Here is a 26,373-nt window from a genome sequence, read left to right as displayed (position 1 = left end):
GAAAATGAGCTTTTAACACTGGAAAAGGATGTGTCTCTATGCGTAAGGATGGCATGTTTTATGTACCGGAAAGTCAGCATCAGGCAGAGGTGGTCTGTGCGCCGGGTGAGTTTGTATTTGCGGCAGTGGCGCTGGATCATGGGCATATTTACGGGATGTGTGCAGGGCTGGTTGAAGCAGGCGGAACGTTGAAATGGATCTATGATCCAGAACCAGAGCGCGCCACAGCCTTACAACAGAAATACCCTCAAGCACAGCTCGCTCCTTCACTGGAGGCGGTGCTGAGTGATGATGCGGTACACCTCGTTGCGGCGGCGGCTATCACCAATGAACGCGGCCCGCTCGGCGTGCGTGTGATGCAGGCAGGCAAGGATTATTTTACCGATAAAGCCCCGTTTACAACGCTACAGCAGCTAGAGGATGCACGTGCCACAGCCGCGCAGACGGGTAAAAAATACATGGTCTACTATAGCGAACGACTGCATGTGGAGAGTGCGATCTATGCCGGGCAACTGATCGATCAGGGCGCGATTGGCAAGGTTGTGCAGGTGATGGGAACCGGCCCGCATTTGCTGGCAGCGCATCGTCGTCCAGACTGGTTTTTCCGACGCGAGCAGTACGGTGGTATTTTATGCGATATCGGTAGTCATCAGATTGAGCAGTTTCTGACGTTTACCGGCTCGTACGATGCGACGATCAACTACAGTCGGGTAGCGAACTTTAACCAACCGCAATATCCTGAGCTGGAGGACTTTGGTGAAATTTCACTGACAGGCACGAGCGGCTCCTCGGGCTATGTACGAGTGGACTGGTTTACACCGAATGGACTGGGAACATGGGGTGACGGACGGATGGTCATTCTCGGCACAGATGGTTATATCGAGCTACGCAAATATATCGATATTGCACGTGACCCGGCGAAGGATCATGTGTATCTGGTCAATCATGAAGGCGAGTATCACTTTGGCGTATCCGGTAAAATCGGCTATCCATTCTTCGGGCAATTGATCCGCGATGTGCTGGATCGGACAGAAACCGCTATGACACAGGAGCATGCGTTCAAGGCAGCCGAGCTATGCTTAATTGCCCAGCAGCAGGCATGGAATCGACCGGAAGGATTGGCTGGCTTTCAGCAGGGTAATGCTATAGCTTCATCAGCCGCCGCACCTCATCTACGCTAGTTTTAAGTTTATGTAAAATCGAATATAAATCGTTACAAATCGCTCCATCCCTCATCCGCACATGCTAAAATGGACACAACCTTGTAAACGTTATTATAAGGAGGTGCCCGTGCGATGCCGCACAATCTGCGGATGGAGCATGCTGTGAGCTATGTGTATCGTCAGGATCAGAGCTTTCAGTCGATTGCTGCCGACGGCTTTCATTCACATTTGCATTATGAGATTTACTATTTTCATGAAGGAATCTGTACGTATATTGTGGGCGAGCAGATTTATCAGCTACGTCCCGGCGATGTACTGCTCATGCATGGACGTACCCTGCACCGTCCGCATCCACAGCCGGGCTATCCGTATATTCGCTCCACCCTGCATTTTGATCCTGCGTTAGTCGATCGCTATGTGCAGCCTGCTCATCTGCATGCGTTGCTAGAGCCATTCGAGCAGTCCAGTGGATGCAGACTAGCGCTCGGTGCGCAGGAGCGTAGCGATCTGGAGGTGTTATTAGAGCAGCTTCATCGGCTGCCGATTGGTGATGATGGCAAAGTACCTCTAACCTTTATGATGAAGCTGTGCGATGTGCTGGCATTGCTGGCGAGCTGCTGTGAGCTGGAGCATCCACCGCTCATGCAGGAAGGAAGAGAGCAATACGCGCATGCTATTCTCGATTACATTGAGCAGCATTATATGGAGGATATTACGCTGGAGCAGATTGCCGACCATCTGCATCTATCTCGCTCGTATGCGGCTTCACTGTTCAAATCATGGACAGGCATGACCATCTTCAAATATCTGTATCATCGCCGCATTAATCAGGCGAAGCTGTTGCTTCAATATCAACAGAAATTGCCCATTAGCGAAATCAGCCGCATTTCTGGCTTCAAGCAGCCGGCTCATTTTAGTCGGATGTTCAAGGAAGAGACTGGAGTCACGCCTGAGGCATATCGGGCGCGGTTGGTTGGTTCGGGTATGGGGGAATTGTGAATGGGTCGGTATGCATCTCGTTGAGTTTGATATAAGGCTGGATTGCACACTTGAACCTCATCATCATAAATACGAAAAAGCGGCGACAGGTGTATACTGTCGCCGCTTTCTTTTTGCTGCTTCTGCTTCTGCTTCTGCTTCTGCTTCTGCTTCTGCTTCTGCTTCTGCTTCTGCTTCTGCTTCTGCTTCTGCTTCTGCTTCTGCTTCTGCTTCTGCTTCTAGTGCAATTGTCTAAGCCCTACCTCGCTACAAGCAAGCTTTTTTTCAAAAGCTTCACTCACTTGCCGCTACTCATTAATCCAGCCCGCCTTCTGCAACAATCGACGAATCATACTTGCCGACTGAGCGCGAGTAACATGACTTTGCGGCGCGAATTGCCCGTGATCGCCGCCTACAATTGAGCTTTGAGCGGTCGCTGCAACTGCCTTTTTCGCCCAGTTAGACACCTCACTCCGATCGCTAAAGCGATTCAACTGCGCCTGTACAGCATTATCCGTCAATGTCGTCGATTGTCCTGTATAGTTCATCGCATGACTCATAATCATCGCTGCTTCTTCGCGTGTAATCGGCTGATTCGGTCGGAAATTGCCATCGTTATAGCCTTCGATTAGCCCATGATTCATCGCTGTGCCTACTACACCCGCGTACCAATCGGAACGCTTCACATCGCGGGGTAAATGGTCGCTCTGCTCATCTGCCAGTCCCAGCGCACGTACGAGCATAGCGGCAAATTCCGCTCTTGTCACTTCACGATCTGGAAAAAACTGCCCCTGCTCTCCATTGACGATAAGACGCGATGCCATATCATTCACATCGTTGCGGCTCCAATGTTTCGCCGTATCGGAAAAGGTCTGATTATTCTGAACGAGTGCATAGATGCCATCTGGCGTAGTGCCGTGTAGGATTGCCATCGTGCCGTTGCCTGAACGAGCTGTCTTTTGCATCGTCGGTACAGGGATGATCTGCTGTAGCACAGGATTCCAGCGGATCGCCGTTGTGAATGGAATTCTATTACCAGCAGCGGATGGATGTAGAATAAGCTGGCGTGTACTCTCCGCGGTGGGTACTCCTGCTGCCGGAGTCGATCTTACTGCTCCCGCATCACTCGTGTTATTCGCCGGGTGGGTAGACTTGTCGCCAGCACTTCCTTGCTCGCCCGAACCGCCTGGAAATAGAATCGCTGAATCAAGCGCCTGAGAGGGCTGTTGTCCAGCTGAACCTGTTAATGCAAATTGCACTGGCGTTCCGATAACTGTAATGCCTGTCTTCGCCGCTGCCTGCTGAATTGCATCGGTCACCTCCTTTGCCACAGGCATGATTGCCACTTGTAGATTGATAGCCTGTAACGATGCTGGATTCCCCGGTAGCTTCGACCATGCTGCTGGATCGATATCGTAGATCGGCAACACATAATCCCCCCATGCCGACTGAATCGCAACCCCACCCTGCGCATCGTAAAGCGCTTGTAATACATCTCCATGGATCATACAGCGAATCGTCGTATAGCCATCTGGAATCACAATCGGGACGATTCGATCCTGCGCAGAATCAAGCTGCTGTAGTACGGCATCCTTATTTAATGCGATATTCAATTGTCCAGGTGCGGTCGATTGAGCGGTATATAGCCCATTGTCTGCATTCGCTCCATTCGTTGCTTGTCCCGAATCGTCAGCCGTTCCTTGCTGGACAACCGTCCCGCTACCCTGAGCATTCACATCGATATAAGCAAGTCGAAACGCACTGGACGGATCATCCCGTAATCGCAGTGTTAGCCAGCCCTGAGAGGGTGTAAATGGAGTTTCGCCATCGCTAGCATCCTTCCATATTCCATTACGCCCATCGGTAGAATCTAGACTATATTGCATATCGGTGCTAGTCTGCTCCAGTGCTGGGACAGAGGGATTCAGCATCACGACTGCTAGCTCGATCGGAGTACCATTGGATGGCTCATATACCGTGTACTGCACCAGATACGATTGTGCAGATACCGCTGGCACTGCCGCAAGGAAGAGTATACTGCTTAATAGCGCATATGCTACGATACGCGGCTTCGTCCATGCTGGGAAAGTAGCTCGACTGTTAGCGACTGCTCGATTAACAGTCGTGATCTCATGCTCTTGTCTGTATGACTGCTGGATAGACCCTTCATATTCCACCTTCGATTCCATCACATCCTCATGTTTCACTTTCACCGACTCCCCAGTCAGAATCACCGGATCACAGTTATGACTACAGGACGAACGTATATCCCCAAAACGTATAATCATCCGTAATCGTCTTAACACACTTATCATTAAATGATTCATGAAATAGCTCCTTTACGATCAAATTATATTCACTATTTATGTTCACTGTATTCACCGTATGTTTCATTTGCGATGAAGCTGTGGGAACCATCCATGCCACCGCCATGTATTCTCCAGTCAGCTTCACCTGCAAGCCATCCTGCTAGTACGTTATGCTATATTATCGGCTACGAATCGAGGATACGATATGTACATTTTCTGCTATAGAAGCTGGTGTTTTTCAGCCTATGTATTAGCTCGTCTGAAGCATCAAAATCAGAGGTTGCTGTGTGTCCCGGCACCAGAATGGGTATGTACTTAAAAGGAACAAGCCGCAGCATGAATCCACAAACAATAGGTAACATCGCACGATTCATACATGAAATAAAGAGAACGCCCACTGGCGCTACGAAGGAGGAATTATCGATGAAAGCAGTCGTAATCGAACAATATGGCGATGAGAATCAACTCCAAATGAAGGAAGTTCCTGATCCGAAGCCGGGTCCAAAACAGGTCGTTATCAAGCTGAAGGCAACCTCAATTAACCCGATCGACTGGAAGCTGCGTGAAGGCCATCTAAAAGGTATGATGGATTGGGAGTTCCCGATCATTCTGGGCTGGGATGCGGCAGGCGTCATTACCGAGGTCGGCGATGAAGTGACCGAATGGAAGATCGGTGATGAGGTATTTGCCCGTCCGGATACAACTCGCTTTGGTACGTATGCCGAATATACAGCAATTGACGATCATCTGCTTGCGCCGATGCCTCCGGGTATTAGCTTTGAGGAAGCTGCCTCTGTTCCACTTGCTGGACTGACCGCATGGCAGGCGCTATTTGACCACGGACAGCTCAAGGAAGGCGAAAAGGTATTGATCCATGCAGGCGCAGGTGGTGTCGGTACACTGGCGATTCAGCTTGCGAAACATGCAGGTGCGCATGTGATTACAACCGCCAGCAGCAAAAATGCCGAATTCCTGAAAGAGCTGGGTGCGGATGAAGTGATCGACTACAAAACAACGTCATTTGTCGATGTGCTGTCCGATGTGGATCTAGTCTTCGACACAATGGGTGGACAGATTCAAGCCGATAGCTTTAAGGTGCTCAAAGAAGGCAGCGGACGACTGATCTCGATTTTGGAACAGCCGGACGAAAAGCTGGCTGAACAGCACCGTGTCGTCGCCAAGTCGATCTGGCTGCAACCTGATGGCAAGCAGCTTCAGCAATTTGGGAAGCTGATGGAGAAACGCAAGGTGAACGCGATTGTAGGCACAACATTGCCGTTCTCCGAGGAAGGCTTGCGTGAAGCGCATCGTCTCAGTGCAACCCACCATGCGAAGGGCAAAATTGTCATTTCTTTTGAAGATTAATGGATGTCCGGCTTGAACGATAGTCCAACGGAAGGAGAATGATCATGATGTGGCTAATTAACCCGTCTACTGCATTTCCTGACCCGTGGTTTCGTCTAATCTGGCTACTGGAGCTAACCGTACTGCTGCTGCTCATTCTATCCGCGATGCGCTTTTCGCGTCGTGCATGGATCAGTACGGGTGTGCTATTTGTGCTCGCGCTAGTCGCTACTCTGCCGGGGCTGGTATTCCGGCTGACACAGCCTGATCCGATTGGTGCAATGATCGATATTCCGCTCCTGCTCATGTTTCCGATCATGGGCGTCAGTCTCGTCTGGGCGATTGTCGCCTGGATCATGCGACTGTCTCGTGAGCGGCGCCGCACAGTATAACGGCTCGTGTAGTATAAGCGATCTGTGAATATCTATCGATAGCTGCAAGAGCGATCAATTTATAAAATACAGCAAAGCCGCAGTCTCTGTCAGGAAATCCTGATGGAGGCTACGGCTTTTTCATTTCGTTATTCTTTACTCTGTTATTTTTGAGCTCTGCGTTTGAATTCTCTAGTGATACTATTTCCAACGATATGACTGGGGAACTTGTTTATTTCATGAATGTATTACCTTGTTTATCTTATAAGAGCGTAGATTCCGAGGCTCCTCTTACGCCAGAATCTGACGAATTCCCTCTTCGAGTGGAGTCAACGGACGACCCAGCACCTTCTCGAAGTCGCTGTGCTCCACTTCCAGATGATGCTCGCGAATACCTTGCTGAATACCGACCAGAATAGGAAGTAAAAAGTCTGGCAAGCCAGCACCCTTCATAATTTCTGCGTAGGTTTCATCATCTACGTGTTGAACCGTGATGTCTTTACCCAGAACTTTCCCGACAGCAGCTGCCAGCTCTTCCTGTGTCAGCAATGGGCCAGACAGCTCGTAGGTCGTATTTTCATGTCCTTCACCTGTCAGTACAGCGACAGCAGCAGCGGCGTAGTCATCACGTGTTGCCCAGCCTACTTTGCCATCGCCTGCGGATGTCACCCACGGTGCGCCTGCATTCGCAGCGCCAATGCTGGACAGCTCATTTTCCAGATACCAGTTGTTACGCAGGAAGGAATAGGGAATGCCAGTTTCCAGAATCGCATTCTCCGTCGCTTTATGAACAGGTGCAAGTCCAAGTCCACTCTCCTGAGCATTGCCAACACTGGTGTATGCGATAAAGCCTACGCCTGCACGAGCAGCAGCCTTCGCCGCATCGCTATGCTGACGAATGCGAGTCTCGTTATCGCCATCGGTGGAGATCAGCAGCAGACGATCTACACCTGCAAATGCCGAATCCAGTGTCTCGGGCTTATCAAAATCTCCATGACGTACATCCACACCCAGCTCTTTCAGATGAGCTGCCTTCTCTGGATTACGCACGCTTACCGCAACCTCACTTGCAGGGACTTTCTCTAGCAGCTGTTGTACCACTTTGGAACCGAGTTGACCTGTTGCACCTGTTACTAGAATTGTCATTGTCATTTCCTCCTAATAGTATGATATCGTGTACTTGTCGTAATAACCAATATGGTTACAACGAATGTATAAAATAAAAGCCCACTAAAGAGCTCTCATTTCTAAAATCGTTTTAGCTTCTAAATGTAATCCTAGCTTACCTCTAAGAGTACAGCCAGTGTGTCGATCTAACAATGATCCTTACAGAACAAATTGCTTGCCAAGCTGCTGTAATGTCGTTCTGGCCAGACGTTGTTCCATCGCCTGCTGTGCTTCTTGAAGTTCCTCTTGTAGTACCTGCTCAATATTGCGTCCAACCGGACAGGCAATACTGGAATGATCGTGAATGCCAAACAGACGATTCTCTTCGGTAACCTCCACCGCTCGGTAAATATCGAGCAATGTGATCTCATCAGCGGACTTGAGCAGATAAGCGCCACCAATGCCTGCTCGCACCTCGATCAAGCCTGCCTTTTTGAGCATGCCCATAATCCGGCGAATCACAACCGGATTCGTATTCACACTAGCAGCGATAAAGTCCCCGGTACATTCCAGCGGACACATCTCGATTAGCGACAACGTATGCACTGCCATAGAGAAGCGCGTGCTAAGCTGTTTCATAAGTATCACCACCGTTGTAATCAGTATAGTTACACCTTGAAGTAAAGTCAACTTCTTTTCTATTTCTTTCGCCAAAATTACTTTATACCTATTTGCCGCTGTATTTGTCCCCATTGAAGAACGTTATGCCGATTCGCCTGTAAATAACAGGAGAAGACCTATTCCTTCGTCTTCAACTCTTATGCCTTATACGACTTTATGCACTTGAAGCTAGACAGGAGAAGAATCTGCTGTAAGGAGATTAACGCGAATTCGATCATTTATGGAGCCATGACTTGTTCGTTAATAGGATACAGGCTGAATATCGACTGCATATCCATCGTTATCTTGCTCCTTTTGCTATCATATTCGTACGCTATGCTCATGTTACTAATCATCTAGACGATATGAAACAACACAAAAAACCGGTATGCTCCTATGAACTGTGAGCATACCAGTAACCAATTGTCGATATGGCTATTCGTCCTTTCCCTGTGACCTCTACGCTGACGCCGGGTCCAGTCGTTCAGCGTCCAGATGAAGCTGCTCGGCAGTGGTACGAATAATAAGCTGTAATGCACGTGTCATCAGATCCATCGGTAATGAAGGCAAGGTCGGCTTGTGCACCGCCATTTGCGTGGAGGCTGGAAAATGGACAAATCCAGCAAGCACGTTCAGACGATTCGTTTGCAAATAATCCAGCATGCCATACATCGTATTGTTACAAATAAATGTGCCCGCCGTATTCGACACAACCGCTGGAATCCCATTATCCAGCAAACGATCTGTCATTTTACGAATCGGCAATGTGGAAAGTAATCCGTCTGCTCCGCCTTCGCGAATCGGCATATCCTTCGGCCGATCATTGCGGTTATCCGCATATTCAGCATCCAGCTCCACACTTTTTACATTCACAGCGATACGTTCCAGACTAACTGCGGTTCGCCCTGCTGCCAGGCCGCACATAATAATTGCATTCGGCTGAAAAGCCTCTGCCTCGCGCACGAGCAGATCGACGCATTCATCATAATGAACCGGCAATAATACCGTCCGCAGTTCAACTCCAATATCCGCAAACGAGTGATTCTGAATGGCCTCCAGCATGTACTCCGTCGGGTTGATCGCATGTCCGCCAAATGGCTCAAATCCGGATATTAGTATTCTCATTGTTTCTACCTCCCAGATAGATGAATACAACGTTTGAACCCGTATTACACATTTTGAAACCTATTTTTATCTTACCTTAACAATTCGAGACGGAACACCCCGATTCCTGTATATCATTAACATTTTTTGTGATTTTCGTGCATTATTCAGAATAAAGACGCACAATAATGAATTTATATACATATAAACATCCAGAAAATAGGATAAAAAGCGTGTCTTCACGTCCCTCTACTCTCTCTAACGCAATAAAATGTAAAATGGATTTTACTACCAGTCTCGCAGTACAATAGAAGGAGTACGATCCACTTTAAGAAAGAGTATGATCTACTCACAGGTTTCGTTTGACTTTTAAAATAGGTTGGTTATAATTAAAATATGTTTGATAAAATATAATTTTGCAAAATGAAAGTGAGGGGATTAAAAAATGTCAGTACATGATTTCTCAGCTCTGACGATTGATAAACAGGAACAATCATTATCCGATTACAAAGGAAAAGCATTGTTGATTGTGAATACCGCGAGCGGCTGCGGCCTGACTCCTCAATATGAAGGATTGCAAAAGCTTTATGATACGTATAAAGAGCAAGGTTTGGAAGTGCTCGGCTTCCCGTGCAACCAGTTTATGGGCCAGGAGCCAGGTAGTGAGGAAGAGATTAAGGATTTCTGTCAGGTAAACTACAGCGTGAGCTTCCCGCTATTTGCGAAGGTGGATGTGAAAGGTGAAGGTGCGCATCCTCTGTACCGTTATCTGGTCGATGAAGCACCAGAGCCTTCCCGCACTGGAGATATCGAGTGGAACTTTGCCAAGTTCCTCGTTGACCGTGATGGTCATGTGGTGAAGCAGTATCCTTCTCGCCTGGATCCGGCTGAGATCGAACAGGATATTCAGAAATTACTTGCTGGTGAAGCCGTTTCCTGAAGAGGATTACCATTTTCAGGGTAAATAATGATGATTGCATACTTACTAAACCCCAAATTCAGGAGGATGATGAACAATGGCATTGACATTCACAGACATGGTCACGCAGGCAAGAAATAACGTACCGGGCGTAACTTCCCAGGAAGCGCGCGAGAAAATCAACAACAACTCGGACACATTCGTTATCGATGTACAGGATGCGAAAGACGCTGGCGCTTGTGGTCTGATCCCAAGCAGTGTTAACATCTCCCTCGGCATGCTGCCAATCCGCGCCGATCTGGGCGTACCTGCTGAGCTGCGCGATGAGCGTCTGAGCGATCGCAATCGTCCGATTCTCGTAACGTGCGGCGCTGGCGGTCAAGCTGCACTGGGCGCCTATGCGCTGAAGCTGATGGGCTTCACAGATGTAGCGTATATCGATGGTGGTACAGCAGCATGGAAGCAAGCTGGCTTTGATGTAGAGGAAGCGTAAGCGAGCTTCACGTAGCCCTACAAGCCTGACAACCCTATCTGGCTTGTGTAGCTGTATTCCAGATTGACCTTTAACCTTTACAGTATAAATACCCCTTATCATGTATACGTAAAATAACCCCCGAGCCTTAGCGCTACGGGGGTTATTCGTGTGTTAAAAGTCAATATGATCCGGGTCTGGACCAACGCGTACATGTTCATTTAATGCATCAATCTGTTGCATCTGCTCGTCTGTTAATACAAAGTCAAATAGCTGTGCATTATCTGCAATCCGCTTCGCAGAAATGGACTTCGGAATCGTGATCACGCCGCGTTGTAGATTCCAGCGTAAAATAACCTGCGCGACCTGCTTGCCATGCTGCTCCGCAATGGTTGCCAGCACCGGATGCTCCAGCAGCTGTCCCTGCATCAGTGGTGACCATGCCTCCAGACGGATACCATGATCCGCGCAATATTGTTGTAATTCATACTGTGTCAGCTTCGGATGGAGCTCGACCTGGTTTATGACAGGAACAATCTCCGCTGTGGCGAGCAGATCCTCCAGATGATGAATCTGGAAATTGCTTACTCCGATCGCACGGACACGACCATCACGGTATAGCTTCTCCAGTGCACGCCATGCGTCCCGGTACTTGCCTGGTACAGGCCAGTGGATCAGATACAGATCCAGCTGCTCTAGTCCAAGACGCTGTAAGGACTGCTCGTACGCGTCCAGCGTTTCTTCATAGCCGAGATCGGCATTCCATACCTTGGACGTAATAAATAGCTCCTCTCGTGTCACGACACCCTCCTCGATCAGCTCCTGTACCGCTTGACCTACACCTGCTTCATTGCCATAGATCGACGCGGTATCGATACTGCGATAGCCCAGCTTCACGGCTGCCTTGATCGCAGCAATCATTTCCTGTCCTTCTTCTACTTTAAATACACCTAATCCCAGTACAGGCATCTCCACTCCATTGTGGAGTGTAACACGACTGCCTATATGCTGTGGTGTTGCTTCGGTTGGTTTGTATACGTTCATTGGTTCTACCTCCGTGTTGGTTGTTTCATGTTTCGTTGTATTTGTTATTGGTTGCCTACACTACAGAGTGCATTGGAATTCGCTTGCGTACTACATAACAAGGCAACGAGCCGAGCATAGGTGATATCGTTTTGCATTTTAAAACTTCTGTGATGCCGATTTCTATGATACTAATTATCGAAACAATTATGTGGAGCTTGCCGAGCAGGCTGAGCCACTTGTCGTCTTCGTGTCGGATCGGTTGTGTGCGTCTGCTTCGACGGTGTTCCCTTGTCCAGCTACATGCTCCTGCTTCTCCCCTGCACGCAGCACTGCTGTTAAGATCGCCGCTGCCGCCACCATCAGTGCGCCAACCCATGTCGTATGGATCAAGCCAAGATGATCTACCACAAGTCCACCCAGATACGCACCGATCGCGATACCTGCGTTAAAAGCAGAGATATTCAGCGCAGATGCCATATCCACTGCCTGTGGTACATATCGCTCTGCCAGCATCAGCACATACACCTGCAAGCCGGACACATTCATAAAAGCAAACAAGCCCATCAACAACACCGTTGCCAGTCCAATCCCTGCATAGGGAGCCGTCCACCATAACAGCAGCAATACCAGCGCCTGCACGATAAACATGCGTAGCAGCACACCCACTGGATTGCGGTTAGCCAATCTACCTCCAATCACATTACCAATCGCAATGGCAATACCATAGAACAGCAGCAGCAATGCCACCATAGAAGGAGCAAATCCACTAATCTCATGTAGTAAGGGCGACAAGTACGTGAACACGACAAAGGTTCCACCATAGCCGAGCGCCGTAACTACCAGTGCCATCAAAATGCGACTCGTGGTGAGTAGCTTCGTCTGGGCACGCCAGCCACCACTACGCTGTCCCTGCTCCATTCTGGCTGGAATCAATAACGCATTCGCAATCAGGGCAATGCCTCCAATCGCTACAATGACGATAAAGGCAACGCGCCATCCCAGATGCTGCCCGATAAACGTACCGATCGGTACGCCTGTGACCGTCGCAATCGTTAACCCGGAAAACATAATCGAGATCGCACTCGCCCGCCGATCCTCAGGCACCAGACTGGCAGCAATCGTCGAGCCGATCGACATGAAAATGCCATGCGCCAGCGCTGAAATGATTCGCGCCGTAAGCAGCAAGCCTATACCTGTCGCGGTCGCTGCCAGTCCATTACCGATGATAAACACGATCATAATCCCAAGCAGCACCGTTTTCCGAGGTATCCTTGCTGTCACTGAGGTCAAAATCGGCGCTCCCAGCGTTACGCCAAGCGCATACAGCGTCACCGTCAAGCCTGCTGTTGACAGCCCGATATGCAGATCATCCGCAATTAACGGCAATAATCCCACACTAATAAACTCCGTCGTTCCAATAGCAAACGCACTGATCGCCAATGCGATCAAAGCAAGTGTATTTCGATTCATTGTCATCCTCTATCACCCGAATCTATCTAGAATTGCTAGCCAGCACATGTTATTATGAATCAGCGAGTTCAAGATGAATAGTACGTACTTCAAAGTACCATAGGTACTAAAAAGTGCCTTAGCAGGTTTGATGCGGGTTGTTGGTTTTTCCTCACACGCTATCAACCTATATCACTCTCTAAACGAACCTACTCATCAACTCCATTCAAGTTACATTTAGATCCATCGAGAAAAGCAGCCAGCTTATGGATTACTTGTGTATATGTTCAATACTCTCACGCCTTATCACTCACACGATGAACACGATGCACACAATGAACAAGATGAAGATATATAAAAATGTATTCAAACAGGAGGAATCATCATGTTACCAGCAGAGAAAATGGAGAAAAAATATAATATTGCCGTTGAAGCTACGTTAGAGGTGATTGGTGGCAAGTGGAAATGTGTGATCCTGTGTCATTTAACACATGGCAAGAAACGGACGAGCGAGCTCAAGCGGCATATGCCCAAGATTACGCAGAAGATGCTGACACAGCAATTGCGTGAGCTGGAGCAAAGCGGGATTATCAACCGCATCACCTATAACACCGTGCCCCCTAAGGTTGAGTATGAGCTGACCGAGTATGGCTGGAGTCTGCACCCGATTTTGGATATGCTGTGCAACTGGGGACGTGAGCATATTACGAAGGAGTATGGCAATGCAGAGGATGTGCTGGAAGACACGTATCTGAATGCGACCCGATAAAATATTCTTTATTTTGATAACAATGTAAAAATATACATCGTTCATACGGCTAGATTGTGTTTAATTTCGATAACTAAATGGGTAATGTTCTTCACAGCCGCGTGCCACCTGCGACCGATGTGCATGAAGAGGTCAGAAGACCCTCCGTATCTGGTTTGATTGGTAAGCCGTTTGCTTGTATGTAAATAAATGAAATGAAAGAGCTTTGGCTTTGCGAAAGCTAATTTTCATTAGACAATGCGTGTAAACTGCCTGAGATCTAGAACTAGAAAAGGAGAGAGATGCATGAATCGCAATGTAACGATGATGCAATTTTTCGAGTGGCATGTGGAGGCGGATGGTTCGCACTGGAAACGGCTACAGGAGCTGGCACCCGAACTGAAAAGGGCGGGGATTGGTACGATCTGGATTCCGCCAGTAACGAAAGGCAACTCGCCACAGGATACCGGGTATGGCGTATATGATCTGTACGATCTGGGCGAATTTGACCAGAAAGGGTCAGTTGGCACCAAATACGGCACCAAAAAGGAATTGCTGGACGCGATTGCTGTCTGTCATCGCCTCGGTCTCAATGTGTATATCGATCTGGTGATGAACCACAAAGCCGGAGCGGATGAAACCGAAGTATTCAAGGTGGTCGAGGTCGATCCGAACAATCGGACGGAGGAAATTTCGGACGAGCCGTTTGAGATTGAAGGCTGGACCAAGTTCACCTTCCCTGGACGCGGCGACACGTATTCGTCGATGCAATGGAATTATCACCACTTTAACGGAACCGATTTTGATAATCGTGAGGGTCGTAATGGGATTTTCCGTATTGCTGATGGAGACAAGCAATGGAATGAAAATGTAGATAACGAATTTGGCAACTATGACTATCTGATGTTTGCCAATATTGATTACAATATGCCTGAAGTACGTGAGGAAATGACAAACTGGGGCAAATGGATGATTGATACGACACGCTGTGACGGCTTCCGTCTGGATGCGATCAAACATATTAACTATGAATTTATTCGTGAATTTGTCGGCTCGATGATCAACAAGCGTGGACAGGATTTCTATATTGTCGGTGAGTTCTGGAACCCGGAGCTGGCGGCATGTCAGGAGTTTCTCGATACGGTAGATTACCAGATTGATCTGTTTGATGTATCGCTGCACTACAAGCTGCATGCAGCATCCACATCAGGTAATTCGTTTGATCTGTCGACGATTTTTAATGATACACTCGTACAGACGCACCCGACCCATGCCGTTACTTTTGTCGATAATCATGATTCCCAGCCGAATGAAGCGCTGGAATCGTGGATTGAGGATTGGTTCAAGCCGCTGGCGTACTCGCTCATTTTACTACGTCAGGATGGATATCCATGCGTGTTCTATGGTGACTATTTTGGTATTGGTGGCGAGAATCCAGTTCCAGATAAAAAGGATATGATCAACTGTATGCTGTACGCTCGTTATCATAAATCCTATGGCGAGCAGGATGATTATTTTGACCATCCAAATACGATTGGCTGGGTACGCAAAGGCAGCGCGGATATCGAGCGCTCCGGCTGTGCCGTCGTGATGACCAATGGTGAAGAAGGAGAGAAACGGATGTTTGTCGGCGAGGAACGCGCTGGACAGATCTGGATCGACCTGACAGGCAATCGTCGTCACCATGTACAGATCGAGGAAGACGGCTGGGCAACATTCCCGGTTAATGCTGGTAGTGTATCCGTATGGATTCAGCCAGAAGAGGATCTGACCGAGGATGAAGTCGAGGCTTATTACGAATCGGGACTGCCTTGTATTGCATTGCCAGAGGAAGGCGTGCTGGAGGAGGGCTCGGATCTGCTGAATATTGAACCTGCTGAGCACGTAGAGCCTGTCGAAGAAGCTGGTGACCAGGAAGATTCATCCGAGCCAGCTGATGAGCCAGCCTCAGATACAGAGTCACAAGATAAATAAGTGTTGGTATCAGTCATAATATGAATAACCCGCAAGTCCATATTCTCACATGCAAAACGAGAATGCTGGCTTGCGGGTTTATTTGTTCATACAACGAGCGGCTCTCTCATCCGTCTGCCAAGCAGTACAAGCTTGGAACCGATCTTCCATTCCGTAGCATCCACAAGCGATAATCCTGTCCCCTTGATCCCATCCATCCGCTAGCGATACTGCTCCATTATTATCCATACTGTTTTATTGCCCATATTGCTGCTGAAGCCCTACAATCCATGCGCGTAATCCATCCAGCAGTTCCGGTGGTGATTCCACTCGTGCGGCAGTCCCACAGCTGGCAAAAAACTGCACTACCCACGGTATATATGATTCCGGTAAAGGTAGCTCCAATACGCCTGTACCATCTGATGCGATCGTTAATCCCTGCTCCATCCATGGATCGGTTTGACAGCGGCGAACGCCTTCTCGCTCTAGCTGGACGCGCATCGGCAAGGTACGCTCCTCTGATGCATGACCAAGATACTCGCCAATCGTCCAGTGCGAGAAATCCTGTTGATCGATAGCGCCTGGATCAGTGGCTAGCTTCTTAATTCGATCCACACGAAATGTACGAAGCTGCTTACGTCCCATACAATACGCAACTACATACCATAGCCCACTGCTCGCATACACACCAAGCGACTGTATGCGCCGCTTCTCCTCCCCTGCGCTCGAATCGTACAGCATCTCCACCACCGTCTGCTCGACACAATAATCTACCAGCTCGGATAAATATGGCACCTCTAAGTTGCGTACAGGTGTCCAAAAGGCAAACCGTGCCTCTAGCTCACGAATCCGTTGCTTCGTCTCCGCAGGCAGATAATGATAAAACTTATCCAGCGCTGAGGTCGATTCCTTTTGAAAGGGAAGTGACCGATAATTACGCAGCGATTGATAAGCAAAAAACATCGCGACCGCCTCATTTTCCGAAAATAAAATCGGGGGTAGCATCCGCTCGCGCAACACACGATATCCCCCTGCTGCGCCCGGCTCAGCATATAGTGGCACTCCTGCCATCGCCAGCTCCTGCAAATCACGCTGGATCGTCCGCCGGGACACACCAAACTGCTGTGCCAGCTCGGAGGCAGTGAACTTGCGCCGCGTATTCACAGTAAGCATAAGCTCGATTAAGCGTTGTGATTTGGACATGGAATGAGCACCTCTTTTTTGTAGATTGAATGATAAGCAGATCTATATAAACGTAAATCAATCTTTGATTGTCGATAGTAGGCTGACATTATTTCCGATACGAAGCCTATATTTGTATTGTATCAAAAATGGCGACAGAATCTGTCACCATTCCATGCTATGCTGAAATTAATCAAAAGATACGCTTGATCGATGGGACAGCCTATACAACACGGAGGTACATATGGAAACATTCAAAGAACGCTATAGCACTGCATTTCTACAGCATTTTATTACGATTGTACAGCAGTATACGACTGCCTTTGACGCACAGCGCTTCTTCACTCTCGTTCATGCCGAAGGCTGGGACGACCTTGCTTTTAAACAGCGCATTCGTCGCATTAGCGAAGCGTTCACCGGAGCACTACAGCTATCCTATGAGGGGATGATCGAGCTACTGATCGCGATGGCACCACAATGTCGTGGTGTAGAGTATCTGTTCTTCCCGGATTGTATTGAGCTGAACGGGATGGAACAGCCAGAGCTATCGATCCCTGCACTCGCGAAGCTGACACCGTATTCCAGCTCCGAGTTCGCAGTACGTCCCTTTATTATGCAGGATACAGGGCGCATGCTGGAGCAAATGCGTAGCTGGGCTACCGATGAGGATGAGCATGTACGCCGACTTGCCAGCGAGGGCTTCCGGCCGCGCTTACCGTGGTCATTCCAGCTACGCATGTTCATCCAAGACCCGGAGCCTACACTTGCCGTGCTGGAGCTGTTAAAACAAGACCCGTCTCTCTATGTACGGAAAAGTGTAGCGAATCATCTGAACGATATCGCCAAGGATCATCCGGAGCGGATCGCTGAGGTCGCACGCAGCTGGTATGGGCAGCATCCGCATACCGACTGGATTGTGAAGCATGGCTGTCGCACACTGCTCAAGCAGGATCATCCGGTCATTATGGAGCTATTCGGCTATTTGCCAAGTGAGCATATTCGCGTTAGTGAGCTACATGTGAACCGTGAGGTCGTGCCGATTGGCGAGGAGGTGGAGCTATCATTTGTCATGCATAATGAAGCCGCTACCGCGCAAAATGTACGGATCGATTATGAGATGCAATTTGTAAAGGCGAATGGCAAGCAGGCGCCCAAGCGCTTCCGCTGGGTGTCCCGTGACTTTGCACCCGGACGGCATGTGATGCGTAAAAAGCATTCGTTCAAGCTGATTACGACGCGTGTATATTATCCCGGTGTGCACCATGTGCATCTGTATGTGAATGGTGTACAGGTGGGTGAGGTCGCATTTGAGGTGATAGCTGCTGCCGAATAAAGAAACGTAGCTATGACTATATGCAAGGAGGGAGCAATCATGATCGCCTATTTATCTGGTGTCGAACTCATCGAGCGTATTCGTTATACATATTGGCGATTGGATCAGGAATTTGATGAGATGACCGAAGACGAGCTGCATCTACGGCTGGAAGGCGTGGATCGCACACCTTATGAGATCCTTGCCTATCTGCTTGGCTGGCTACAGCTCGTTCAGCAATGGGAGCATACGGAGCAAAGCGGCGAGATTGCTATCACCCCTGCTCCGGGTATACGCTGGAATGAGCTGAGCAAGCTATATGCTTCCTTTTACGAGCAATACAAGGACTATACACTGGAGCAATTACGACAGGAGCTACATCAAGCGGTACAGGAGTGGTGTGAATGGATTACCGAGCTAAGTGAGCTGGAATTATTCGGTGCAGGACAACGGCGTTGGTCAGCTAATGCTGCTGCATGGCCGCTGTGGAAATGGCTTCATATCAACTCGGTAGCACCCTTCCAGACGTTTCGCACTCGTATTCGAAAATGGAAAAAGCTACGCTTGCTGCATGTCTAGCCTTCCGCATCAATCATTCGATTCACAAGCAAACAGCCTTCCTCGCTACCCTGACGGGTATGTGAAGAAGGCTGTTCGTTCTATACGTATGGATATCCGTCAGATCACGTATTCCTCACGGCTACTGGGCTGTGAACGGAATGCTCTTTTCTTACCGGATGGTCAAGCTTAACGCAGCGTGCGGATGCGCTCTTCCAGTGGCTTGAATTCCTTGTCTCCCGCAGGTGCTGTCGGCTTACCAAATGGCATCTGTGCCACAAGCGTCCAGCTTTCTGGGATGTCCCACTCGGCTTTGATCTTTTCATCGATCAGCGGGTTATAGTGTTGCAGGGATGCGCCGTAGCCTTCCGCTTCCAGCAGCGTCCAGATCAGGTACTGATGCATACCGTTCGCCTGCTGTGACCATACCGGGAATTTATCCTGATATGCCTGGAACTGATCCTGCATACTGCGGATCACGGCCTCGTCTTCGAAAAATAAGATCGTGCCATAGCCTGCTTTGAAGCTATCCATCTTTTGCTGGGTCGGTTCAAAGCTGTCTGCCGGTACGATTTCTTTAAGTATATTCGTGGTGTAATCCCACAGCTGATCATGCTTCTCGCCAAGCAAGATGATGATTCTAGCGGTCTGGGAGTTGAACGCGGATGGCGTGTGCAGGACAACCTGCTCCACAATTTCCTGAATGCGCTCGTCGGATGTTACGGCTTCCTTGCTGATGCCGTAGATACTTCTTCTTTTCTTCATCGCTTCAAAGATTGCTTCTGTACTCATTGTCATTAGCCCTCCTTTAGATAAAGACTGCATCAAGATGTCTTACATGTCTATTTAACCAGAGTTGCTATAAAAAAATCAGTGACTTTGTTGTGCTGGCAAACTGGGGCGATGGAGATAGTTCACTCCGGGAAGGAATAAGGGGACGGACTCCGGTATCGCACAGGAATCTACGGAGTAGGAGAGAATGTAGATTCCCGTGCTCAAAGGTCGTCCTTTCCCCTTATTTCCTTCCCTTCGTTCCGCAATGCTCGCATCAACGGGGTGTTGCATGCACGACTAGCGTCGTGGCATGGGAGGGCATTGTGATATGAGAAAATTATTGGGAGAATTATTGGAACTATTAAAAAACCTTTAAAATTATGGATAGAAAAAGCGACTTTCCCGATCAGGTGTGATGGGAAAGTCGCTTTTTCTTGTTCTCTGTTTTTGTACTCTGTTCTTATATTCTGTTATGGTAGCTGGTTTTACGTGAAGTACTGTTTAGTTGCGTCCGTGATGCCTACAGGTTGTAGCTTCGTAGGGCATCCTGGATGGTGTGATTTTTTGTTTTTTATTTTTGTTGCTGGTGTGCTTGTATTAGTACCTGGGCTGCTTCGGCGCGTGTTGTGACTGCGGATGGGTCGAAGTTGCCGTTGGCGCGTCCATTCATGAAGTTGGATTGCTGCATTTGAGATACTGCCTCTTTTGCCCAGACGGGGATTGTTCCTGCATCTGTAAAGGAGAGCGTAGTCGTTGCATTCGTTAATGCCATTGCACGACTGACCATGACGGCCATCTCTGCGCGTGTGATGGATGCGTTAGGGCGGAAAGCGCCGTTTGCATTGCCTTTTACCCAGCCCAGTGCGCTGGCTGTAGCGATATCATTACGTGCCCAGGCTCCAATCTGACCTTCATCTGTGAAGGTAGATGCTGTAGAACTGGCATTCTGTGCGGATGGTTTCAGCATCCGAACGAGCATGACGGTGAATTCGGCACGTGTCACCTGTGCAGCTGGATGGAAGGTGCCATCCGCATAGCCTTTGACAATACCGAGTGCTGCCGCTTCACGAATGCTTGTCGCTGCCCAGTGATCGGTAATATCGCTAAAATTAGTATCTACTGGAGCAGTGTTATCGCCTGTAGACGGTGCGGCTGATGTCGTTGCTGGAATTGCCATGACTGTAAAGCGTGTAAAGTGATTTACATCCACACTAATCTTGCTTCCATCAATCGTGCCATCCTCTACCATCGTCCACGGCTCATCTGCCTTTGTCTGATAAAAGACAGCCAGCTTCTCGTTGCTACGTAGTTGAGCTGGATCAAAGCTCAGTGTCAGCTTCACCGGAACCTTGAAAGTGCCCTCTGTGTTTTTGAGGAATTCATACACCGGGCTGACAACACGCTGGTTATCTTGGAGCCCTGTTGTTGGTGTCGTCATCACACTAGCTTTGATCTCCAGTGACTGATCAGATGCTCCAGCAGGAACCTCCAGCAGTACACCAGAGCCCAGTCGAAGCTGAGCCGCTTGTCCTGGCGGAATCACTACGCTAGCTGAAGTGGAAGTTGAGGAATCATTGTTAGTATTAGATTGCGTTTTACCGCCTCCACTACTACCCGAGCTACTGCTATCCGATGATTTTACAGCTGTCCAGTTTGCATACAATGTCATATCCGCTGTTACAGTCGCTGCAAAGTCAAATGGCTGACGGTGTGCAGCATCCGTATACCAGCCTGCAAAGGTATAGCCGGTACGCTGTGGATCAGCCGGACGTGAAGCGGTATCTCCGTTGTTGAAGCTTTGGGTCGCGACCGATGTTCCACCTGCTGAGTCAAATGTAATCGTACGCACAGCGATATTCCATTTTGCATACAATGTCATATCCGCCGTCACAGTCGTTGTTGCAAAATCAAATGCCTGACTATGCCCGGCATCCGTGTACCAGCCGGCAAACGCATAGCCTGCACGCTGTGGATCAGCTGGACGCGATAGACGATCGCCATAGGCTGCGGATTGCGCTGTGATCGACGTACCACCATCTGTATCAAATGTAATCTGTTGTACGCGTACCGCCCATTTCGCATACAGAATCAGATTCGATACGATCGGCTGACTAAAATCAAATGGCAAACGATGCTGTGGATCGGCAAACCAGCCTGCGAATACCGAGCCTGCATCATCCGCTGTCGGTGCATTCGGTACGGTCAGCATATCGCCGTAGCCAATATACACATCCCGAACAACGGAACCCCCATACGTATCAAAGCCTACTGTATACCGATTACGTTCCCATCCACCATACAGCTGCATATCCTCATGAATAACGGATGAGGCAAAATCAAACCGTTGCTGTAAGCCTGCATCACGATACCAGCCGGTAAACGTATAACCGGTACGTGTCGGCTGCTGTGGATCGGCTAATGGACTACCATAGTCCAGCTTCTGATCACTTACTGCTGTACCGCCATTACTGTTAAACGTAGCGGTATACTGGTTCGTTGACCAGCCTGCATACACGGTGACTGGAGTTGTAATGAGCGCCTGGAAGTCGAATGGCTGCGTATGCGCGGCATCACGATACCAGCCCGTAAATGTATGACCCGCTTGTACCGGATCAGCTGGACGTGTGATCAGCGTACCGTACGGTATCGTCTGATTCGGCACGCTGGCTCCGCTGTAGACATTGAATGTGACTGTATAAGATTGTAGCGTCCAATCCGCATACAGCTGCATATTCGCCGTTACAGGTGTAACTGCAAAATCAAAGCGCTGCGTATGTGCGGTATCACGATACCAGCCATTAAACGTATAGCCTGTACGTGTAGGTGCAGTCGGCTCACTGAGGAGCGTATTATAATCGAGCGCACGATCTGCTATCGCTGATCCGCCACCACTGTCAAAGCTAACGGTGTATTGATTGATATTCCAGCCTGCATATAGGTGCAGGTCTGCTGTGATCATTGTATTTGCAAAATCGAACAGCTGCGTACGTGCAGCATCCGTATACCAGCCAGTAAACGAATAGCCCGTACGTGTCGGTTCGGCTGGAGCATTCAGTGCCGCACCATAATTCACTGCTACACTCGCAACCGCTGTGCCGCCATTGCTATCAAAGCTGGCCGTATACTGATTGATTTTCCAGCCTGCAAATAGCGTGAAGTCTTTACTCCACTGTGTTGTGGAAAAATCAAACCGCTGGGTCAGCGCCGCATCCGTATACCAGCCGGTAAAGGTATATCCAGTGCGTGTCGGTGCTGTCGGCTCAGCAAGAGGCGAGCCATAGCTCACTATTACATCGCCTACAGATGTCCCCCCATTACTTGCAAAGCTGGCGTTATACTGATTAACGATCCAGTTCGCATACAGCTGTGTAGAGGATGTGATCGCTGTATTCGCAAAATCGAACTGCTGGGTCAGCGCCGCATCGCTATACCAGCCATGAAACGAGTAGCCTGTACGCGTAGGTGAGGTCGGAGCACTCACTCGTGAGCCATAATTCACGGTCACAGGTGCGATTGCTGTTCCCCCATCCGTGTTAAAGCTGACCACATACTGATTCATACTCCAGCCCGCGTACAGCTGTGTATTCGCTGTGATGGCTGTACTCGCAAAATTAAAGAGCTGTGTCAATGCTGCATCACGATACCAGCCGGTAAAGGTATAGCCCGTGCGTGTAGGTACAGCCGGCTCCACACCCAGATCACCGTAATACAGATTTTGTGGAGCTACGCTCGTTCCGCCATTACTGTTAAAGGAAAGCACACGCGGCGCATAATAGCTAAACGTGATCGTGGAACTATTGTTCGCTGCGTCTGTAACGATCAGGGTATAATTCCCTTCCTGACTGATTGACCCTCCGCTTGTAAATGCCACACCATTCAGTGTAGCTGTACCCTCATTAAACGAAATGGTTGGCGGTACGGTGTAGCGTCCGCCGTTTGTTACGCCGCTGACAACGGGTGGCGTGGAATCAATCGTAAATTGAACCTGCGATACGCCATAATTATTCGTCGCCAGCAGCGTATAGCTACCATCGGTCGTAATTGACGTTCCGCTTGTAAATGGCTGACCATTCAGCATCGTCGATAGACCACGGCTGATTACAGGCGTCACTGCCTGATTGTATAAACCACCATCGCTCACCCCTGTAATTGCAGGCGGCTGTGATAGCTCCACGTTCACCTTAATGGTCGAATATCCTCTGGCAAAGCCATTGGCATTATACGTACGAATCGTGAACTGATCTGCGCCTGTATAGCTTGCTGGCGCTGTATAGATCAATCGGCTTCCCATATCCGTGACCGTTCCATGCAGTGGTTGTGTACGTATGGAGACTCCTGTTCCATTGGAAGAAGATAGCAAATCGGTCTTGCTATATTCCTGAGTACGACCTGAACCGACTGTAGCGATGGCATTGGTGCCTGCCAGAGATGACGGTGCAGACCCGGACGAGCCAGAACTAGGATAAAGACCAATTGAAAACGTATAATAGTAAAAGGAGTACGGGTTGCTCGTCAGATTAGGCAACTGAAATCGCTGTACAGCATCTCCACCAAATTTGTTCCCCATCAATGCAAATAAAGCCTGATTTTCACTTATATTCAGCGTACGTCCATCTGTCGGATAGGCTTGCGTTTGCATCGGAACGACAAATGGGATCGTTTCCCCTACAAATTCATTGCCTGTCCCGTCTCCGATATCTCGCCCCTGCTGATTCGGGTTGGCAGACGATAGAGCGATAGCAAAAAACAGCTGCTTCCCTGGTAACGGATTAGTGATAGTGGGCAATTGGAACGTTTGACTGCTCGTATCCGATTGCGGACCAAGTACACTGTAGAGCAAAGGAAACTGTGACTTTTGCAAGACAGAACCATCCAGCCGCGCCCAGCCACTCGGGGTATAGCTGTACGGGAATAACCGTACTTCACCAGCTAGAGCTTGAACGCTACTATCTGTACTCATATCACCTCGACTAGGAAATATTCCGTTTATGGCAATATAATAGCCCATACCATCAGGAACGGATAATGAGGTTAGATCGGGTAAATTAAAGTTCGTTCTTCCATCTCCACCATACTGCGTTCCCAGTAAAGCAAATAACGCTTGATTCTGTGAGATGTTCATCGTTTGACCCGCAGCAAATACCCAGCCATCCGGTGCATAGTTATACGGAAATAATTGAATCTCTCCGATATAAGGCTCGGAAGCAGCAGCATGAGCTGACCTTGTCGTATGTGTACCTATGGATAAGGTGCCCAATACGAGTAAAAACACCAGTGCAATTTTCCAACTGGCACGGTAAGCAATAGAACTCACTGATTTCATTCCCCCTTTGATTGTATTTGTATATCCTCATGCTAAATGCAGCTCCGCCAAGCCGTATTATCCGATCTGAGTCCCCTGGTTTCTAGTTAGCGTAAAGCAAGATGGCTTTGGCTCGCTAGATGCTCGGCTTAGAGTAAGCTTGCATTTTAAGTAACAGCCGACCACTCCCGTCAGCACGCGGTTTTCCGTAGCATATAACATGATTCAATACGTTTAGTTTACTTTATGAATCACTAAAAAAATATAACAATATCTAGCAAATTTTGAATATATGAATTTATTTTTTCTATATATACGATCTGTCATTCAATTATTGCGTTTCATCATCACTGTAGACCATGCTCAGACTGGATGTAGCCATAGCTTGAACTGCTATGTGATCTCCTTTTAGTTGCCACTCTTCTCTCGGCGTATCGTTCTTCCTGTACGGGTTCATGCAGAGCATACTTCATTCTGCTACCTGCTTAGGAGGATTACTCCCTTGTCGATGTATTCGGATCAAGCCGATTGGTTTAATACACTGTACATATGTAAAGGATGGTAACCCCTCTCAAACAACGATGACATGAAGCTACTTCCCGGTAAAGGAGAGATGAGGAATGATCGAGATTGGTTTAACTGGCTTTGGCGATCACCCCGAGCTGTATGGTAAGCTCAAAGCACCTGAGCGCTTGCCTGCCTATAGCTCCCATTTTCCGATCGTGGAGATCGATAGCTCCTTTTATGCCGTGCAGCCTGTTAAAAATGTAACCCGCTGGGTGGAGCAGACACCGGAGCATTTTGGCTTTATTTTCAAGGCGTATCAGGGGATGACCGGGCATCTGCGCGGTAAAAAAAATTACTTTGATACGAAGGAAGAGATGTTTGCTGCTTTTCACGTATCGCTGCAACCTGCGATTGATGCAGGCAAGCTAAGGATGGCGTTATTTCAATATCCGCCATGGTTTGACTGTACCCGTGAAAATGTCGAGACTCTGCGCGAGACACGCGAGCTGATGAAGGATATTCCATGTGCATTGGAATTCCGCAATCGTACCTGGTATATGCCAGAGTTCCGCGAGCGCACGCTGGAATTCATGCGTAAGGAGGATTGGATTCACACGATTGTCGACGAGCCACAGGCAGGCATTGGCTCGATTCCGATCATCAGTGCAGCCACCTCATCGCAGGCAACCTATGTACGTATGCATGGACGCAATGTGGACGGCTGGCATAAAAGCAGTCATCCAGACTGGCGCAAGCTGCGTTATCTGTATCGCTATAACACAGAGGAGCTAACTGAATGGCGCGATCGCTTGCTGGAGCTGCAAAAGGAGAGCGAACATATCTATGTCGTGTTTAATAACAATTCGGCTGGCGATGCGACACCTAATGCACAGGAGCTGATTACGATGCTGGCGGATCAGAATGCGTTATCCGATAAGCATGAGGTGGATCAGCAGTAATCGAGCTGGGTATTATATTTCCTGTGCTGTATGTTATTTTCCCTGTAAGGTAGGTTTCGGATTGAAAGGACATACGCTAGATGAAATGAGCTATATCTAATCATACGAGTTCATACCACCATAACAGGAGTTCATACTAGTCCAATCAGCACGCCAAAACCCCCTTTCTACTGGTT

21 protein-coding genes are annotated in these 26,373 nt (G+C 48.7%); 12 read left to right on the top strand and 9 right to left on the bottom strand.

What is annotated here, in order from left to right; all coding sequences use genetic code 11:
* Window positions 1-38: 38 nt before the first annotated feature.
* The 3 genes from SK066_RS01745 to SK066_RS01735 all read left to right on the top strand — a co-directional run bounded on the left by SK066_RS01745 (window position 39) and on the right by SK066_RS01735 (window position 2,397).
* Window positions 39-1,181, top strand: a complete 1,143-nt coding sequence (locus SK066_RS01745) for a Gfo/Idh/MocA family protein (protein ID WP_320543405.1) — start codon at window positions 39-41, stop codon at window positions 1,179-1,181.
* 114 nt (window positions 1,182-1,295) lie between these two features.
* Entirely contained in the window at window positions 1,296-2,162 is an 867-nt protein-coding gene (locus SK066_RS01740) for a helix-turn-helix transcriptional regulator (protein WP_320543404.1), read from the top strand.
* Window positions 2,137-2,397 (top strand): hypothetical protein, encoded by a 261-nt coding sequence (locus SK066_RS01735; protein WP_320543403.1) that lies wholly within the window; start codon window positions 2,137-2,139, stop codon window positions 2,395-2,397. Before SK066_RS01740 ends, SK066_RS01735 begins: the two co-directional genes overlap by 26 nt.
* 52 nt (window positions 2,398-2,449) lie before the next feature.
* Here SK066_RS01735 and SK066_RS01730 read toward each other — a convergent pair whose 3' ends face one another.
* Window positions 2,450-4,348, bottom strand: a complete 1,899-nt coding sequence (locus SK066_RS01730; protein ID WP_320543402.1) for an S-layer homology domain-containing protein — start codon at window positions 4,346-4,348, stop codon at window positions 2,450-2,452.
* A 525-nt stretch (window positions 4,349-4,873) separates the two neighbouring features.
* On the opposite strand from SK066_RS01730, the gene SK066_RS01725 reads away from it, so the two are divergent.
* Complete coding sequence (locus tag SK066_RS01725; protein WP_320543401.1) at window positions 4,874-5,815, top strand: NADP-dependent oxidoreductase; 942 nt, start codon at window positions 4,874-4,876, stop codon at window positions 5,813-5,815.
* Between the two features lie 44 nt (window positions 5,816-5,859).
* The gene (locus SK066_RS01720) at window positions 5,860-6,186 is read left to right on the top strand and encodes a hypothetical protein (protein WP_320543400.1); all 327 of its coding nucleotides are present in this window, start codon (window positions 5,860-5,862) and stop codon (window positions 6,184-6,186) included.
* A 270-nt stretch (window positions 6,187-6,456) separates the two neighbouring features.
* Here the strand turns inward: SK066_RS01720 and SK066_RS01715 are convergent, their stop codons facing one another.
* From SK066_RS01715 to SK066_RS01705, 3 genes are all read right to left on the bottom strand, one after another.
* Window positions 6,457-7,311, bottom strand: a complete 855-nt coding sequence (locus SK066_RS01715) for an SDR family oxidoreductase (RefSeq protein ID WP_320543399.1) — start codon at window positions 7,309-7,311, stop codon at window positions 6,457-6,459.
* 180 nt (window positions 7,312-7,491) lie between these two features.
* Window positions 7,492-7,911 (bottom strand): Rrf2 family transcriptional regulator, encoded by a 420-nt coding sequence (locus tag SK066_RS01710; protein ID WP_320543398.1) that lies wholly within the window; start codon window positions 7,909-7,911, stop codon window positions 7,492-7,494.
* 480 nt (window positions 7,912-8,391) lie between these two features.
* On the bottom strand, window positions 8,392-9,057 hold the full coding sequence (locus SK066_RS01705; protein WP_320543397.1) for a pyroglutamyl-peptidase I: 666 nt from the start codon (window positions 9,055-9,057) through the stop codon (window positions 8,392-8,394).
* Window positions 9,058-9,481: 424 nt separating this feature from the next.
* Between SK066_RS01705 and SK066_RS01700 the strand changes: the two genes are divergently transcribed.
* Window positions 9,482-9,976 carry a glutathione peroxidase gene (locus SK066_RS01700; protein WP_320543396.1) on the top strand — a complete coding sequence of 165 codons (495 nt, stop codon included), beginning with the start codon at window positions 9,482-9,484 and terminating at the stop codon, window positions 9,974-9,976.
* Window positions 9,977-10,052: 76 nt separating this feature from the next.
* Window positions 10,053-10,448: a rhodanese-like domain-containing protein gene (locus tag SK066_RS01695; RefSeq protein ID WP_320543395.1), complete on the top strand. Its 396-nt coding sequence runs from the start codon at window positions 10,053-10,055 to the stop codon at window positions 10,446-10,448.
* A gap of 153 nt (window positions 10,449-10,601) precedes the next feature.
* On the opposite strand, the gene SK066_RS01690 is transcribed toward SK066_RS01695, so the two are convergent.
* Together SK066_RS01690 and SK066_RS01685 are read right to left on the bottom strand one after the other, a co-directional pair.
* Complete coding sequence (locus SK066_RS01690; RefSeq protein WP_320543394.1) at window positions 10,602-11,471, bottom strand: aldo/keto reductase; 870 nt, start codon at window positions 11,469-11,471, stop codon at window positions 10,602-10,604.
* Between the two features lie 186 nt (window positions 11,472-11,657).
* A complete protein-coding gene (locus tag SK066_RS01685; protein ID WP_320543393.1) occupies window positions 11,658-12,929 on the bottom strand; it encodes an MFS transporter in 1,272 nt (423 codons plus the stop codon).
* A gap of 376 nt (window positions 12,930-13,305) precedes the next feature.
* Between SK066_RS01685 and SK066_RS01680 the strand changes: the two genes are divergently transcribed.
* On the top strand, window positions 13,306-13,671 hold the full coding sequence (locus SK066_RS01680; protein ID WP_320544778.1) for a winged helix-turn-helix transcriptional regulator: 366 nt from the start codon (window positions 13,306-13,308) through the stop codon (window positions 13,669-13,671).
* A gap of 285 nt (window positions 13,672-13,956) precedes the next feature.
* Window positions 13,957-15,624 (top strand): alpha-amylase, encoded by a 1,668-nt coding sequence (locus tag SK066_RS01675; protein ID WP_320543392.1) that lies wholly within the window; start codon window positions 13,957-13,959, stop codon window positions 15,622-15,624.
* 234 nt (window positions 15,625-15,858) lie between these two features.
* Here the strand turns inward: SK066_RS01675 and SK066_RS01670 are convergent, their stop codons facing one another.
* The gene (locus SK066_RS01670; RefSeq protein ID WP_320543391.1) at window positions 15,859-16,806 is read right to left on the bottom strand and encodes a helix-turn-helix transcriptional regulator; all 948 of its coding nucleotides are present in this window, start codon (window positions 16,804-16,806) and stop codon (window positions 15,859-15,861) included.
* 223 nt (window positions 16,807-17,029) lie between these two features.
* On the opposite strand from SK066_RS01670, the gene SK066_RS01665 reads away from it, so the two are divergent.
* Both SK066_RS01665 and SK066_RS01660 read left to right on the top strand, forming a co-directional pair.
* Window positions 17,030-18,118, top strand: coding sequence for a DNA alkylation repair protein (locus SK066_RS01665; protein ID WP_320543390.1), 1,089 nt, complete (start codon window positions 17,030-17,032; stop codon window positions 18,116-18,118).
* A 39-nt stretch (window positions 18,119-18,157) separates the two neighbouring features.
* A complete protein-coding gene (locus SK066_RS01660) occupies window positions 18,158-18,676 on the top strand; it encodes a ClbS/DfsB family four-helix bundle protein (protein ID WP_320543389.1) in 519 nt (172 codons plus the stop codon).
* A gap of 168 nt (window positions 18,677-18,844) precedes the next feature.
* Here SK066_RS01660 and SK066_RS01655 read toward each other — a convergent pair whose 3' ends face one another.
* Window positions 18,845-19,447 carry a nitroreductase family protein gene (locus SK066_RS01655; RefSeq protein WP_320543388.1) on the bottom strand — a complete coding sequence of 201 codons (603 nt, stop codon included), beginning with the start codon at window positions 19,445-19,447 and terminating at the stop codon, window positions 18,845-18,847.
* 553 nt (window positions 19,448-20,000) lie between these two features.
* The gene (locus SK066_RS01650; protein WP_320543387.1) at window positions 20,001-24,743 is read right to left on the bottom strand and encodes an InlB B-repeat-containing protein; all 4,743 of its coding nucleotides are present in this window, start codon (window positions 24,741-24,743) and stop codon (window positions 20,001-20,003) included.
* 608 nt (window positions 24,744-25,351) lie between these two features.
* Between SK066_RS01650 and SK066_RS01645 the strand changes: the two genes are divergently transcribed.
* Window positions 25,352-26,197, top strand: coding sequence for a DUF72 domain-containing protein (locus tag SK066_RS01645; RefSeq protein ID WP_320543386.1), 846 nt, complete (start codon window positions 25,352-25,354; stop codon window positions 26,195-26,197).
* Window positions 26,198-26,373 lie beyond the last annotated feature (176 nt).

It is taken from the genome of Paenibacillus hunanensis (assembly GCF_034055775.1).
GTDB lineage: Bacteria > Bacillota > Bacilli > Paenibacillales > Paenibacillaceae > Saccharibacillus > Saccharibacillus hunanensis.
Note: the sequence above shows the minus strand (reverse complement) of the source record. Positions and strands in the feature narration are given on the sequence as shown.